The sequence below is a fragment of the Methylorubrum podarium genome (genome assembly GCF_022179745.1).
Lineage (GTDB): Bacteria > Pseudomonadota > Alphaproteobacteria > Rhizobiales > Beijerinckiaceae > Methylobacterium > Methylobacterium podarium.
The window spans coordinates 1-13,584 of the sequence record NZ_BPRD01000174.1 but is presented as its reverse complement, the minus strand read 5'-3'; the positions used below and the strand labels follow the sequence as shown (position 1 = coordinate 13,584).

13 protein-coding genes and 1 pseudogene are annotated in these 13,584 nt (G+C 70.7%); 7 read left to right on the top strand and 7 right to left on the bottom strand.

Annotated elements, in window-relative coordinates; translation table 11 throughout:
• Positions 1 to 122, top strand: a pseudogene (locus MFF42_RS26475) (hopanoid biosynthesis-associated protein HpnK); the annotation flags it as partial.
• A gap of 9 nt (positions 123 to 131) precedes the next feature.
• On the opposite strand, the gene MFF42_RS26470 reads toward MFF42_RS26475, so the two are convergent.
• The 4 genes from MFF42_RS26470 to MFF42_RS09190 are packed head-to-tail and all read right to left on the bottom strand — an operon-like array spanning position 132 to position 3,477.
• A complete protein-coding gene (locus MFF42_RS26470; protein ID WP_306423512.1) occupies positions 132 to 332 on the bottom strand; it encodes a PIN domain-containing protein in 201 nt (66 codons plus the stop codon).
• Between the two features lie 6 nt (positions 333 to 338).
• Entirely contained in the window at positions 339 to 491 is a 153-nt protein-coding gene (locus MFF42_RS26465; RefSeq protein ID WP_306423511.1) for a PIN domain-containing protein, read from the bottom strand.
• Positions 492 to 517: 26 nt separating this feature from the next.
• Positions 518 to 784, bottom strand: coding sequence for a type II toxin-antitoxin system Phd/YefM family antitoxin (locus MFF42_RS09195; RefSeq protein WP_238255464.1), 267 nt, complete (start codon positions 782 to 784; stop codon positions 518 to 520).
• A 44-nt stretch (positions 785 to 828) separates the two neighbouring features.
• Positions 829 to 3,477, bottom strand: a complete 2,649-nt coding sequence (locus MFF42_RS09190) for an MMPL family transporter (protein WP_238255463.1) — start codon at positions 3,475 to 3,477, stop codon at positions 829 to 831.
• A 749-nt stretch (positions 3,478 to 4,226) separates the two neighbouring features.
• On the opposite strand from MFF42_RS09190, the gene hpnH reads away from it, so the two are divergent.
• Positions 4,227 to 5,390, top strand: coding sequence for an adenosyl-hopene transferase HpnH (gene hpnH, locus MFF42_RS09185; protein WP_108941242.1), 1,164 nt, complete (start codon positions 4,227 to 4,229; stop codon positions 5,388 to 5,390).
• A 288-nt stretch (positions 5,391 to 5,678) separates the two neighbouring features.
• The gene (locus MFF42_RS09180) at positions 5,679 to 8,129 is read left to right on the top strand and encodes an esterase-like activity of phytase family protein (RefSeq protein ID WP_238255462.1); all 2,451 of its coding nucleotides are present in this window, start codon (positions 5,679 to 5,681) and stop codon (positions 8,127 to 8,129) included.
• Positions 8,130 to 8,176: 47 nt separating this feature from the next.
• Here the strand turns inward: MFF42_RS09180 and MFF42_RS09175 are convergent, their stop codons facing one another.
• Positions 8,177 to 8,854 (bottom strand): phosphorylase, encoded by a 678-nt coding sequence (locus MFF42_RS09175; RefSeq protein ID WP_238255461.1) that lies wholly within the window; start codon positions 8,852 to 8,854, stop codon positions 8,177 to 8,179.
• A gap of 32 nt (positions 8,855 to 8,886) precedes the next feature.
• Positions 8,887 to 10,053 (bottom strand): polysaccharide biosynthesis/export family protein, encoded by a 1,167-nt coding sequence (locus MFF42_RS09170; protein WP_238255460.1) that lies wholly within the window; start codon positions 10,051 to 10,053, stop codon positions 8,887 to 8,889.
• Positions 10,054 to 10,421: 368 nt separating this feature from the next.
• On the opposite strand from MFF42_RS09170, the gene MFF42_RS09165 reads away from it, so the two are divergent.
• From MFF42_RS09165 to rpmF, 4 genes are all read left to right on the top strand, one after another.
• A complete protein-coding gene (locus tag MFF42_RS09165) occupies positions 10,422 to 10,964 on the top strand; it encodes a gluconokinase (RefSeq protein ID WP_238255459.1) in 543 nt (180 codons plus the stop codon).
• Positions 10,965 to 10,972: 8 nt separating this feature from the next.
• Positions 10,973 to 11,776 carry a Cof-type HAD-IIB family hydrolase gene (locus MFF42_RS09160; protein WP_238255458.1) on the top strand — a complete coding sequence of 268 codons (804 nt, stop codon included), beginning with the start codon at positions 10,973 to 10,975 and terminating at the stop codon, positions 11,774 to 11,776.
• A gap of 251 nt (positions 11,777 to 12,027) precedes the next feature.
• Positions 12,028 to 12,918, top strand: coding sequence for a transglycosylase SLT domain-containing protein (locus MFF42_RS09155; protein ID WP_238255457.1), 891 nt, complete (start codon positions 12,028 to 12,030; stop codon positions 12,916 to 12,918).
• 190 nt (positions 12,919 to 13,108) lie between these two features.
• Complete coding sequence (rpmF, locus tag MFF42_RS09150; protein ID WP_003601373.1) at positions 13,109 to 13,297, top strand: 50S ribosomal protein L32; 189 nt, start codon at positions 13,109 to 13,111, stop codon at positions 13,295 to 13,297.
• Between the two features lie 46 nt (positions 13,298 to 13,343).
• Here rpmF and MFF42_RS09145 read toward each other — a convergent pair.
• Positions 13,344 to 13,584: hypothetical protein (locus tag MFF42_RS09145; protein ID WP_238255456.1), on the bottom strand; the 241-nt coding region annotated here is incomplete at its 5' end.

The following is a 13,584-nucleotide window of genomic DNA, read 5'->3' as shown; positions in this document are numbered from 1 at the left end:
TCGCGGGCGAGGCGCCGGGCTACCTCTACGCAGCGGAGCGCGACGCGCTGATCGCGCCGCGGGCGCGGGAAGCGGTCGAGCGCGGCGGCGTCGAGCGCGGTGGCTTCTCGGATTTCAGGTGATACGCTCCCTCAAGAGAGCGGCGCCGCGAGGCGATGATCGCGCAGGGCACCATCGAGCGTGATGAGCGATCGACCCTCGACCGCACATTGTGCGCGCAGCAGCCGATCGAAGGGGTCGCGTGTAGGCGGGACAGGCTCGACGTCAGCGAGCGCGTGCTGCGCCGTGATCGGCAGGATCACGAAGCCCGCCGCGTCGAAGTAATCCGCCATGCGTTCTCAAGGCAGCCCCGGATCGAGCTTGCCGAGCCGGGTCTTGATCGCGATTTCCCAGAAACGGGCGACGCTGACCCATGCCTCGATACCGGGCCGTCGCAGCAGACGCTCGGCGGCGGGACTGACCATCGGCAGCCGCTTCAAGGCGATCGCCACGAGGATGTGGCTGTCGAGAAGCAGCCTCAGGCGACGGGATGGGGCCGAGTCAGAAAATCCTCGGGCAGTGGATCGTCGAAGTCGGGCGCGATGAAGCCCGGCTGCCGCACGATTCCATTCTCGCGCAGATAGGCCTCGCCGGCCTCGAGATCGACGCCGCCCCGCGGGCGATGCGGCACGAGATCGGCAATCGGCCGTCCCTCGCGCGTCAGCACGACCGTCTCACCCGCCTCGACCCGGCGGGTCAGGTCCGCGAGTTCACTCGCCGCCTCTTCGAGAGAAAGGGTGACCATACCCGCAAGGATGGAAGCCTTGTCGGGTACGGTCCAGCCCGCTCTCACTTCACCGCGGCAGGCTCGCGGGCGACCTCGCCCGGCGGGCGGCCGGCTTCCTCGCCCTCGGGGCAGCGGGCATCCGGCTGCTTCGGCGGCGGCCCGAGGAAGGCCGGCACCACGAAGAAGGCCGCCAGCAGGGTGAAGAACAGCGAGAGGGCGAGCAGCTCGCCCATGCTCGCCGTGCCCGGATGGCTCGACAGCATCAGCGAGCCGAAGGCGGTGCCGGTGGTCAGCGCCGAGAAGAAGATCGCCCGGGTGAGGCTCGAGGCCAGCATGTCGACGACGCCCGCGCGCCACGCGATGACGTAGTAGATGTGGAAGGCCACGCCCACCGCCAGCATCAGCGGCAGGGCGATGATGTTGGCGAAGTTCAGCGGCATGCCGATGACCTTGAGCGCCATCAGCGTCCACAGGGTCGCCAGCACCAGCGGCCCCAGCGTCATCGCCACGTCCCAGGGTTTGCGTAGCGCGACCGAGAGCAGGATGAAGATCAGCGCGAGCGCCGTGAGGCCCGCCTGAACGAAGGCGCCGAGGATGGTGTAGCTCGACTCCGTCGTGGCGACTGGCGCGCCCGTGGCGTGGGGATCGACCGTCTGCACCTCCTTGGCGAAGCGGCGCAGCACCTCGTCGTTGTTCGAATCGCCCTTCGGATGCACCTCGATGCGGGCGCGGCCGTCGCTCGTCACCCACTCGGCCTTGAGCGGCTTGGGCAGGTTGTCGAGGGTGATCTTCTTCGGATCGAGCAGCCCGGAGAGGCGGCTCATCAGCGTCTTCAGGTCGGTGGTGAGCGCGACGCTCGCCTCCTCGCGCTTCTCGGCCGGGGCGGCGGCGAGCGTGTCGAGGGTGCCCGAGAGGCGGTCCGCCGCCTTCGCGCCCGCCGAGTCGCCGCTGGCGATGGTCTTCAGCGCCGCGGCCGTGTCCTTCAGCGCCTTGACGTTCTCCGCATCCGTCGGCGGCGGCGGCTTGCGGGACGGGTTGAGGGCGGGGCCGAGGAGCTGCGCCGTCTCCTGGATCGTGGCGAGCTTCTGGTCCTGGTCGCGCGGCACGAAGGTGTCGATCGAGATCACCTTGGCGACCGCGTCGAGCCCTTCCAGGCGCTTGGTCAGCTCGGGGACCGCGTCGACGTTCGGCGCCAGCACGTCGATCGAGTTGGGGCTGGTGGCCGGGTCCTTGATCAGGTCGAGATAGGTCGCAATCGACTCCACCTTCGGGCTGCGAAGGTGCATCGGGTTGGAGTCGAAGGGCAGCTTCAGGAGGAGCGGAATGCCGGCGACGGTGATCAGGCCGACGAAGATCAGCACCCATTTGCGGTGCTCGACGATCCAGTGATCGACGCCCGCCATCCACGTCGTCTCGACCGCCCGCTTCTCGCCGCGCGGGTTGAACACGGCGATCAGGGCCGGGAGCAGGGTCAGCGAGAACAGGTAGGCCACGATCATGCCGACGCCGGCGATGAGGCCGAGCTCGGACACGCCGCGGAACTTCGTCGGCAGGAAGGCGAAGAAGCCGGCGAGCAGCGAGACCGCGGCCAGCGTCAGCGACCAGCCGACGCCCCGCGCCGCGCCGCGCAGGGCGGCCTCGACGCTGCCGAGTTCGTAGCGGTCGGCCCGGTACCGCACGGCGAACTGGATGCCGAAATCGATGCCGAGGCCGACGAACAGGGCGGCGAAGGCCACCGAGATCGGATTGAGCTCGCCCACCATGGCGAGGCCCAGAGCCGCCGTGACGACGAGGCCCGAGAAGGTGGTGATCAGCACCGCGACGACGAGCGGGCCGGAGCGGAGCGCCAGCCACAGGAACAGGACGATGGCCGCCGTCGTCAGCGAGTAGTTCAGGAAGGCGTCGTCGGCGAGCGTGGCGAACTCGTCGTCGGCCACCGCCACCGGCCCGGTCAGGCGGATGCGCAGGCCGTGCGCCGCGTCGATGTTCTGCTCGGCGGCGAGCCGCCGGATCAGCTTGGTCGCCTCGCGGCCGGGCTCCAGGGCGTTGTAGTCGAGCACCGGCTGGATCATCACGAACTTGCGCGTGTCCGTGGTCTCGCTGCGCCCGCCCGCGAGCAGGGTCTGCCAGGACATGCGGGCGCGCTGGCCGTCAAGCACCTTGCGCAGGGTCTCGTCGATCTGCGTCATCGGCTGGGCGAGGTCTTCGAGCTTGGCGTCGCCGCTCTTCACGCCCTTCACGCCGAGGGTGAGCACGCGCATGACGCCGCGCAGCGACGGGTCGGCGGCCAGCGGCCCGAGGAGGCCCTGCTGCTCGATCAGGCGCTGGGTCGTCTTCTCCAGATCCTCCTGCGACATCAGCAGGAGGCCGTTGCGATCGAAGAACGGTCCGCCGTCGGGGCGGTAGACGGTCTCGATCTCGGAACGGTGCGATTTCAGGGCCTCGGCGAAGCGCGCGGCGGCCTCCTCGGCGATCTCCGGGGTCTCGCCGTCGATGACCGCGGCCACGAGGTTCGTGCGCTGGGGGAACGCCTTCTCGAAGGCGATCTCGTCCTGGCGCCAGGGGACGCTCGGCTCGATCAGCCGCTCGACATCGGTGTTGATGCGGAACAGGTGGGCGGCCGTGCCGGCCCCCGCGACCGTGAGGAGCGCCGCGGCCACCAGTACCAGCCAGCGGCGCCTGACGGAAAACGCGACGAGACGTTCGATCACGTAAAACCCTGCCTGCCTAACGATCCGGCCTGTCCCCGCGTGACGACGGGCCGGGACATTGCGGTCCCGTCCTCCCCGCGACACAGGACGCGGCGTCCTCAGCAGGCGGCGACGCGCCGAATCGATCCTCGTCTTGGCCCGCGGGACGTGACCCTCACGAGCGAGAAACCGGATGGGCGCCGCCGGCCGGCGGCCCCTTCCCGGCGGACACGGAACGCGCGAAGAGCCTCGAAGAGACTCCACGCCGATCATCCGTGTCGTTGGCGCGCTACCTACTTGTCCCGGCGGGGGAATGCAACGCGCCCCGGCAAACCGGCCCGCTCGGGCGACGACGGTGCGATTGCGCACTGCACCCGGATTGCGGGGAAATATCGCTTGGCACAAGCATTCCGGACGATGCCGGTGCGATGACGCCCGCGCGACGGCGCAGGAAGCCGGGAAACGCGGGCCGTCGCGCGAGAAATCGTGAACTCGTTTTCGCCCGTGCGGTTTGCCACGCACGAGGAAAGGTCAAAAATCCGCCGCAGAAGGCGGAAATCAGAAGATCATCCCGTTCCGGATCGCGCGGCCGCGGGCTTCGTCCCAGAAGCCCGCGGCCGGCTGCGACACCGGCACGACACACTCCCGTTAAATCGCGCCCGATCGGCGCCCTCTCGGAACGGTTCCAGCCTAATGCGCTGGAATTCCTGTCCTTCTCACGCTAAGCAGCCCGGCTAAGTCCGGAACCACAGCATCTAAGGAGCCGCGTCTTGGGAATCCCCATACGGTACGTCGCGAAGATCGGCGGCTACATCCTCAAGCAGCACATCACCGGGCGGAAGCGCTACCCGCTCGTCATGATGATGGAGCCGCTGTTCCGCTGCAATCTCGCCTGCGCCGGCTGCGGGAAGATCGACTATCCCGACGAGATCCTGAACAAGCGCCTGCCGGTGGACGAGGCGCTCGAATCCGTGCGGGAGTGCGGCGCACCGGTGGTCGTGATCGCCGGCGGCGAGCCGCTTCTCCACAAGGATCTGCCGCAGATCGTGCAGGGCATCATCGCGCAGAAGAAGTTCGCGATCGTCTGCACCAACGCGCTGCTCCTTGAGAAGAAGATCAAGGAGTACAAGCCGAGCCCCTACTTCACGTGGTCGATCCATCTCGACGGCGACAAGGAGATGCACGACCAGTCGGTCTGCCAGCGCGGCGTCTACGACAAGGCGGTGGCGGCGATCGCGAAGGCCAAGGAGATGGGCTTCCGCGTCACCATCAACTGCACCTTCTTCAACAACTCGTCCGCCGACAAGATCGCTGACTTCTTCGATTCGGTGACCCGCATGGGCATCGACGGCATCACGGTGTCGCCTGGCTACGCCTACGAGCGCGCGCCGGACCAGAAGCACTTCCTCAACCGCAAGGCGACCAAGGACCTGTTCCGCGGCGTGTTCCGGCACGGCAAGGAGAAGGGCCGCGAGAAGTGGACCTTCCAGCAGTCGGGCCTGTTCCTCGACTTCCTGGCGGGCAACCAGTCCTACCACTGCACCCCGTGGGGCAACCCGACCCGCACCGTGTTCGGCTGGCAGAAGCCCTGCTACCTGCTCGGCGAGGGCTACGCGGCGACCTTCAAGGAGCTGATGGAGGAGACCGACTGGGACGCCTACGGCACCGGCAACTACGAGAAGTGCGCCGACTGCATGGTCCATTCGGGCTACGAGGCCTCCTCGGTGGTCGATTCGGTCAAGAAGCCGTGGAAGCCGCTGGTGCACGCGATCCGCGGCATCAAGACGGAAGGCGACATGGCCCCCGAGATCAGCCTCGAGAACCAGCGCCCGGCGGAGTTCGTGTTCTCCCGCAACGTCGCCCAGAAGCTGTCCGAGATCAAAGCCTCGGGCGTCGACACCAAGCAGGAAGCCCGCAAGCGCACCGCCGCCTGAATCCGGCTTCCCCGCTCAAGACAAGGCGACCCGCGCGGCACCGGCCGCGCGGGTCGTTTTGTCTCAAGGCCACGCCTCGCCGTGATGGGCAGTCCCACGGCGCCTATGTGATAAGATTACCACAAACACACTTAAGTTAAGTTCGGTTGCCCCGGACCGGGCGTCTGACATGAAACCGTGGTCGAGCGCCCGCTACCAGCCCGCCCAACAGCCGCAACAGGCTGACGCAGGGGCTGGGCTACAATGTATCGACGGGGTCTGGCCGCGAAGGCCGTGGGATCGTTCGGCTTGCTCATCGGCCTGGGGAGCGCGGCCGGGGCGCAATCCATCGTCGCGACGACGCCGAACCTGCAAACGAGCGACGGGCCGGTCTCGACCACGCTCAACGGCACGACGATCACCAACCAGGGCCTGCAGGGCGTCGGCCGTCTTCCCGCGACGACGCGCGACTTCCTCGGCGACACGCTGGGATCCTTCTCCGCCCTCGCGGTGGATCTCGCCTCCTGGCGCCGCGCCGGCGACACCTATACCGGCACGCTCTACACGCTGCCCGACCGGGGCTACAACAATCCCGACGGTGGCCTCTTTTCCGACTACGCCGGCCGCCTCAGCCGCTTCACCCTGACCTTCACGCCCGAGCCCGGCGCGAACCTGCCGCAATCGACGGCCTCGCAGCGGCAGATCACCCTGACACCGAACGGCGGGATCGTGTTCACCGACGCGCAGGGCCGGCGCTTCAGCGGCCTCGATCCGGGAGCCGGCACCACCACGCAGCTCGGCACGATCCTGCCCTCGGCCACGACCGGCCCGAGCGCCGGCCGGATCAGCCTCGATGCCGAGGGCCTCACCCGCCGCCTCGACGGCTCGTTCTACGTCAGCGACGAGTACGGCCCGAACATCTACTACTTCAACCCGAACGGGCAGCTTCAGGGCGTTCTCGGCGTGCCGGAGGCGCTGCGCCCGCGGACGAACGGCCAACTCAACTTCAACTCGATCAACCCGCCCGATACCGGCCGGCGCAACAACCAGGGCTTCGAGGCGCTCTCGCTCACGCCGGACGGCCGCAGCCTCGTGACGATCCTGCAGAGCGCGACGCTGCAGGATTCCGGCACCAGCCAGCAGACGCGCGCCAACACGCGCATCCTGATCTACGACGTCGCGGCCAACCCGACGCCGACGGCCCCGAGCCGCGAATACGTGCTGCAACTGCCGGTCTACCGCGACAACGGCAACGGACAGGCCGCGAACCGGACGGCGGCCCAGAGCGAGATGATCGCGCTCAACGACACCCAGTTCCTCGTGCTCGCCCGCGATTCCAACGGCCTCGGCACCGGCACAACCACGCCGATCGTCTACAAGAGCGTGCTGCTCGTCGACATCGCGGGGGCGACCAACATCGCCGGCGGCGCCTTCGACAGCACCGCGACGCCGATCTCCCCGAACGGCGCGCTGCGGGCGGACATCCGTCCGGTGCAGGTGAGCGAAGCCGTGAACATGCTGAACCCGACCCAGCTGGGCAGCTTCGGCATGAACCTCAACACCAACCCGGCGACGCAGACGACGCTGTCGGAGAAATGGGAGGCGATGGGCCTCGTCCCGGTCCTGAGCGAGCGGGCGCCGAACGACTACTTCCTCCTCGTCGGCAACGACAACGACTTCCTGACCCGCCAGGGCAGCATCAACGGCCAGAGCTACGATGCCGGCATCAACAACGATTCCGTCCTTCTCGCCTACCGGCTGACCCTGCCAACCTATGTCGATCCGCTCTCGCTCGCCGTGATGAAGCGGACGGCGCCGATCCTGCTGCAGGGGCTCGGCAGCACGACGCTGAGCTACGCCGCCGCCGCGACCGGCGGCGTGCAGGATCATCTCTCCGCCCTCCGCCGGGGCGCCGGCGCCGCGGCGCCCTGGGGCGAGGGCTGGGGCCTCTGGCTCGGCGGCGACGTCGTCTTCGCCGATCAGCCACGCAGCGGCGGCCTCGGCCTCGACCGGACCATCGCCCGCGGCACGGTTGGCCTCGACCTACCGTTCTCCGGTCCCTGGCGCGGCGGCGTCGCGCTCGGCGGGGGCGGCGGCTCGCTGACCCGCCCCGGCGGCTACGGCCAGGATCACAGCGCCTACAGCTTCAGCGCCTATGGCGGCTATTACGGGCCGGATTTCTACGCCCAGGCGATCGCGGGCGGCGCGCCGGAGGTCAACCTCGATCGCCTCCGGCGTCCGGGCGCCTACGGCCTCACGGCGACCGGACGGACGCAGGGCAGCGCACTGGCCCTCGACGGCGAGGTCGGCCTTCCGTTCCAGATCGAGCCGTTCCGGCTGACGCCGTTCGCGGGAATCACGCATCTGGCGGCCCGCGTCGAGGGCTTCACCGAGACGGGTGCCGCCGGCAACAACATCGCCTACCAGGGACTGACCGCGCGACAGACGACCGCGCGCTTCGGCGCCGAGCTCGCCTTCTACGGCTTCGGCCCGCTCATCCCCTCGGTGCGGGTCGCCTACAATCTGGCGATGGGTCCGCAGGGCGGCACCTCCACCGTGCGCCTCGCCAGCGTCGCGAACCCACTCGCCGGTGCCACCCTGACGGTGCCGTTCCTCCGCGACGACTTCGTCACCGCGGGCGCCGGCCTGCAGGGCGCCTTCAGCGAGCAGCTCGGCTGGCGCGTCGATTACCAGGCCGCGATCGGACTGCGTTCGGGGACGGCGCACGGCGTGACGGCGGGCCTGCGCTACCAGTGGTGAGCGCCGCCTGACGGCCGGCCTTTTCCCTGAGCGTTTGCGAGAAACGCTCAGGCCACCCCGAGACCGGGGCCGAGCCGGGCGCGGCAGCGGGCGAGCGCCGCGAAGGCCGCCGAGGAGTCGCGTCCGAGCCGAACCAGGTCGCCGATCCGGGCGCGGCCGCGCACGAGCGCGCCGAGCACGGCCCGGATGTCGGGCTCGCCCTCGGGCGTCAGGGCCGTGGCGGCGAAGGCGGGCAGGGCGCGCTCGGCGGGATCGCAGACGACCCGAAGCGCCGCGAAGGGGAGGGCGTGGCGGGCGGCAAAGGCGGCGGCCACGTGCGATTCCATGTCGACCGCCAGGGCCCCGGTGCGGGCGCGCAGCACCGCCTTGTCGGCGACGGTCATGACCGCGACATCGGAGCCCGCGAGGCCGCCGACGAGAATGCGGCCCGGCGCCCCGCTCAAGGCTTCGGACAGGCGGCGGCTGATCTCGGGATCGGCCGAGAAGCGCCCCTCGGCATCGAGATGCGTGCCGACGACGACGTCACCCGGCCTCAGGGCGGGATCGAGGCCGCCGGCGATCCCGAAGCTGACGACCGCGCGCAGGCCGCGGGCGGGCCGCCCGTCGAGCACCTGCCTCAGCCGCGCGGGATTGCCGCCGGCCTGGATCGTCTCGACACCCGGCCCGGCGGCGATGCGGGCCTCGCGGGCCAGTCCCACGACCGCCAGCACCGTGCCGCCGTCCATCGCCCCGCCCTCGGGATCCGACGCGCGCCGGATCACCGCGTGACGGTGTAGAGCGAGGCGCCCGCGGAGACCGGCGCCGTCACGGTCGAGAACACGCCCAGCACCTTGGCCAGTTCCGCGAACGGTGAACTCGACACGTAGACGAGGTCGCGGTTGCGCATCCGGAAGCTCTGGCTCAGGAACAGCCCCTGCGGGTCGCGCAGGTTGACCCGGTACACCACCGGCACCTGCGGCGAGGCCAGGAGCGGCGAGTTCGGCCGCAGCCGCCGCACCACCGCCGCCGGCTCGTAGCGGAACAGGAACACGCCGGCCGGGTCGGCCTGGGCCTCGCGCAGGCCCGCGGCACGGGCCAGCGCCTGCGACAGCGTCAGCCCGTCGGCCCCGAACGGCACCTCGGTGGTGTTGCCGAGCGCGCCGACCGACAGGAAGGTCTGCGGATCGCGCACCAGCGTCAGGGTATCGTTCGGCCGCACGAAGATGTTCTCGCGCGGGTTGGCGACCACCGTCGTCATCGGCACGGTGACGGTGCGGTTGCCGCGCGACAGCCGCACGAAGGTCTCGGCCACCGGCGTGCGCACGCCGCCGGCCTGGGCGATGACGTCGAGCAGCCGGTCGCCGCGGCCCGACAGAGGCACGCGCATGCCCGTGGCCGCCTCGCCGGTGACGGTGACCGATTGCGAGACCGGCTTGGTGACGGCAACGAGCACCTGCGGCTGGATCGCCTTGCCGGCGAGCTCGGCCTCGATCAGCGCCTGGACGTCCTGGGTGCGGCGGCCGACGACCTTGATGCGGCCGGCGTAGGGCACGGTGATGCCGCCGTCGGGTCCGACCACCTGCTCGGGGATCAGGGCGGATTTGGAGCCGGCGGAGAAGCGGTCGGAGACGAGCGGGCCTGAGAACAGGCCGCCGGCACCGGCTTCCCAGACCTGCACCGCCACGTAGTCGCCGACGCCGATCACCGGCTCGAGGGCGGGCCGGTTGTCGCCGAAGGTGACGAGGAGGCTGTCGAGGGGTCGTGTGCGCAGGGACTCGACGATGGCGGGGGTGACGTCGATGATCTCGTAGCGGGCGAACAGGCCCTCGGCGGTGGCGATGTCGGCGCCGCTCTCGATCGCCGAGGTGGTCGGCCCGGCTGCCGGCAGGATCGAGCACCCCGACACCGCCGCGGCGGTGAGGAGGGCTATGGCTAGAGCGCGCATTCAGGCCGCCTGACGGTTTCTCTCATCGGGTGGGTAGCCGAAAGCGGCCAAGCTGTCCGTGGCGAGGCCGCCACACCGGGCGGGGGAGCACGGAAACCGTCGGCCTTTCCCCGAAGCTCACACCTCTCCCGCGCTATCCGACGGCGATCCGTTTCCCTGCGGGAAACGCAACCCTGGCGTGAGGATGGTCCTGCGGCGGAGATCCCCTAATTGTCCGTGGCCGGCCAAGCCTGCAGGGCGCGGCCCCACGAACGATTCGCGGCGCGCGGCATCGGCCGTCGTCGCTCGTCCCGGAGCCGTCTTGTCGGAACGCGCGTCCTTTCGACGAACCGGCAGCTGCTTCGTCGGAACGCGCACTTAGGAGCCGGATGACCGATCCTCGATCCGCCGCCCCGACCGTCCTCGTCGTGATGGGCGTCTCCGGCTCCGGCAAGAGCACGGTGGCCGCCTTGCTGGCCGAGCGGCTCGGCTGGATCTTCGCCGACGGCGACGACTTCCACACGCCCGACAGCATCGCCCGGATGCGCGACGGGCACCCCCTCGACGACGCGGCGCGGCGGCCGTGGCTCGCCCGCATCCGCGCCTGGATCGACGCGCGGCTCGCGGCCGGGGAGAACGCCGTCGTCGCCTGCTCGGCCCTGAAGCGCGCCTATCGTCAGGCCCTGACCGGCGCTTCCCCCCGGGTCCGCGTCGTCTTCCTGGAGGGGAGCCGGGCGGTCATCCAGGACCGCGTCCGGGCGCGCCACGGCCACTTCATGCCGGCCAGCCTCCTCGACAGCCAGTTCGCCGCCCTCGAACCGCCGGGGCCGGAGGAAGACCCGATCACGGTCGGCATCGAGGAGAGTCCCGACGCCATCGTCGCGGCGGTCGTCGCGCGGCTCGGCATCCCGGCGGACGACATCTGCGGATAGGAAAGCGCATGGACATCGACCTCGTCGTCTCCGACGTCGACGGGACGCTCGTCACCGACGACAAGCGGCTCACCCCGGCCGCGATCGAGGCGGTGCGGCGCCTCGGCGCGGCGGGAATCGGCTTCACCCTGGCCTCCAGCCGTCCGCCGGTCGGCCTGCGCCATCTTGCCGAAGCGCTCGACCTGCGGCTGCCGCTGGGCGCCTTCAACGGCAGCACCGTCTGCACGCCCGATCTCCGGCCGCTGTCGGAGCGGCTGATCCCCGAGGCGGTGGCCCGCGAGGCGGCCGCGCGCCTCGACGCGGCCGGGATCGATCTCTGGGTGTTCGCCGACGGCGCCTGGAACCTGCGCGACGGTCAGGCCCCCTACACCGACCTGGAGCGCCGCACCCTGCGGACCGAGCCGAACGTGGTGCCGGACCTGTCGCCCCTGCTGGCACGCGCGGCCAAGATCGTCGGGGTGAGCCGCGACCATGCCGGGCTCGCCCGCGTGGAGGAAGCGCTCGCGGCGGAGCTCGGCGGGCGGGCCGCCGTGCATTGCTCGCAGCCCTACTACCTCGACGTGACGCCGCCCGGTATCGACAAGGGCAGCTTCGTCGCCGATCTCGGCCGGCAGCTCGGCCTCCCGCGGCAGCGAATCGCCACGCTGGGCGACGCGGCCAACGACATCGCCCTGTTCCGGGAGAGCGGCCTGTCGATCGCCATGGGCAACGCCGCCCCCGCCGTGCGGCAGGCGGCCTCGAGGGTGACCCTCGGCAACGACGAGGACGGATTCGCCCACGCCATCAACCAATTCGTGTTCGGCGACACCTGACCGACGCGCGCGCGGCCGGGGAGGGGCCGCTGTGCCTTCTCTGCGACAGGGTCGGCCTCGCGGACTTCGCCGTCCTCAGGGATTCGCCCTGCCTCCACGTTCCCGCCTCAATTGGCCCCGACCCAGGTGAGACAAACTGAGCCGTAACGCGTGATCCTCGCGAGGCTCCCGCGGCCGCCGGTCCCCGTCAGGGGCGGGCTGCCGACCAGCGGGACGCCGAAGCGGGGCACCGAAAAACGACCGGGTCTCCCATGCGCCTTCTCCTCGCCGCCCTGCTTGCCGCCGCCCCGGCGTCGGCCTTCGCCCAGGTGGCGGCGCGGGACAACATCGATGCCCTGATCGCCGAGCAGGCACGGGCCAACAAGGTGCCAGAGGCGTTCGTCCATCGGGTGGTCAAGCGGGAGAGCAACTACAACGCCCGCGCCAAGGGCGGCTCGGCGCTCGGCCTGATGCAGATCAAGCACGCCACCGCGCGCGGCCTCGGCTATACCGGCGACGCGGCCGGGCTGTTCGACCCCGAGACCAACCTGAAATACGGCATCGCCTATCTCGCCGGCGCCTACCGGGCCGCCAAGGGCGATCTGGAACAGGCCTACCGCTACTACAACCGCGGCTACTACTACGCCGCCAAGCGCCTCGGCATCGACGCCACACCGCCCGATGCCGACACCGCGACGACCGTCGCCTCGGCCGCCACTTCCGCGACCACCCGCTCCGCCAACGGCTTCGACGGCCTGTTCGCCCTGCGCGGCAGCACCCCGGCCGGGGGTGCCCCGCAGGCGCTGGCCTACGCCGCGCCGGGTCCGGGCCCGACCGATGCCGTCGAGGTGCCGCTGCCGCCGCGCCGCCCCACCGCGCTCTCCGGCGCCGCCGAACCGGTGCAGGTGGCGAGCCTCGCCCAGCCCGCGGCGCAGGCACCCGTCCCGGCCCAGGCCCAGGCTCCGGCACAAGTCCCTCCGCAGGCCGCGACCGCGCAGCAGGCGCCGGCAACCGTCGCCGACGCCGTCGAGGTGCCGCTGCCGCCGCGCCGCCCGACCGAGACCGTGCTCGCGGCGATCGCCCGTCCGCCCGTCGCCGTGGCGCGCAAGCCCGCCGAACCCGCCCCGATCCTGGAGGCCTCGGCCGCCCACGGCACGCCCTGAGCAGATCCTGCGCACGCCCCGAAGGTGCCCTGCGTCGGCCGCCTGTCCATAGCGGGAGCGGCACTCTAGCCAGTCGCCGTTCCTGCGGTTATACAGCCGGCCTCGAATCTCCGTTACTCAACGCGGTGCCATCGGCGATCCCCCGATAAGGGGATGCCTCGGGCGCCCTTTTTGCCTGAGGTACACTCCCATGGCCGTTCCGAAGCGAAAGACCTCCCCCTCCCGCCGCGGCATGCGCCGCTCCGCCGACGCCCTCAAGGCCCCGACCTATGTCGAGGACAAGGATTCGGGCGAGCTGCGCCGCCCGCACCACATCGACCTGAAGACCGGCATGTATCGCGGCCGTCAGGTGCTGAAGGTGAAGTCCGCCGAGGCGTGATCGGTCCACGGCCGCCGGCAAAGTCCGGCGGTCACAGGTCCGACGGTCAGGCCCGTTTCCCGAAGGCCGCGGCCCGTGCGTAGAGCGCGGCCGCGGCCTTCGTGCGTTCCGGGCGGGTCGGGCGCAGGGCGGGATCGGCGCTGACGATCAGCTGGGTCAGGAAGTCCGCCATCGGGCGGCCTCCCCGGATCCGACGGGGGCCGGCGTCGACGGAGGGGCCGGCAACGAGGGCGCGCGACGACGCCTCGGGGCCCGCAGCATGGCCCTGACCGGCACGATCCGTCTCG

Bases quoted from the DNA above. Each gene is read 5' to 3' on its own strand.
- MFF42_RS26470 (WP_306423512.1), bottom strand. From the start codon at position 332: ATGGCGGATTACTTCGACGCGGCGGGCTTCGTGATCCTGCCGATCACG.
- MFF42_RS09165 (WP_238255459.1), top strand. From the start codon at position 10,422: ATGACCGATCCTCGATCCGCCGCCCCGACCGTCCTCGTCGTGATGGGC.
- MFF42_RS09155 (WP_238255457.1), top strand. From the start codon at position 12,028: ATGCGCCTTCTCCTCGCCGCCCTGCTTGCCGCCGCCCCGGCGTCGGCC.
- MFF42_RS09170 (WP_238255460.1), bottom strand. From the start codon at position 10,053: ATGCGCGCTCTAGCCATAGCCCTCCTCACCGCCGCGGCGGTGTCGGGG.
- MFF42_RS09160 (WP_238255458.1), top strand. From the start codon at position 10,973: ATGGACATCGACCTCGTCGTCTCCGACGTCGACGGGACGCTCGTCACC.
- rpmF (WP_003601373.1), top strand. From the start codon at position 13,109: ATGGCCGTTCCGAAGCGAAAGACCTCCCCCTCCCGCCGCGGCATGCGC.
- MFF42_RS09195 (WP_238255464.1), bottom strand. From the start codon at position 784: ATGGTCACCCTTTCTCTCGAAGAGGCGGCGAGTGAACTCGCGGACCTG.
- MFF42_RS09175 (WP_238255461.1), bottom strand. From the start codon at position 8,854: ATGGACGGCGGCACGGTGCTGGCGGTCGTGGGACTGGCCCGCGAGGCC.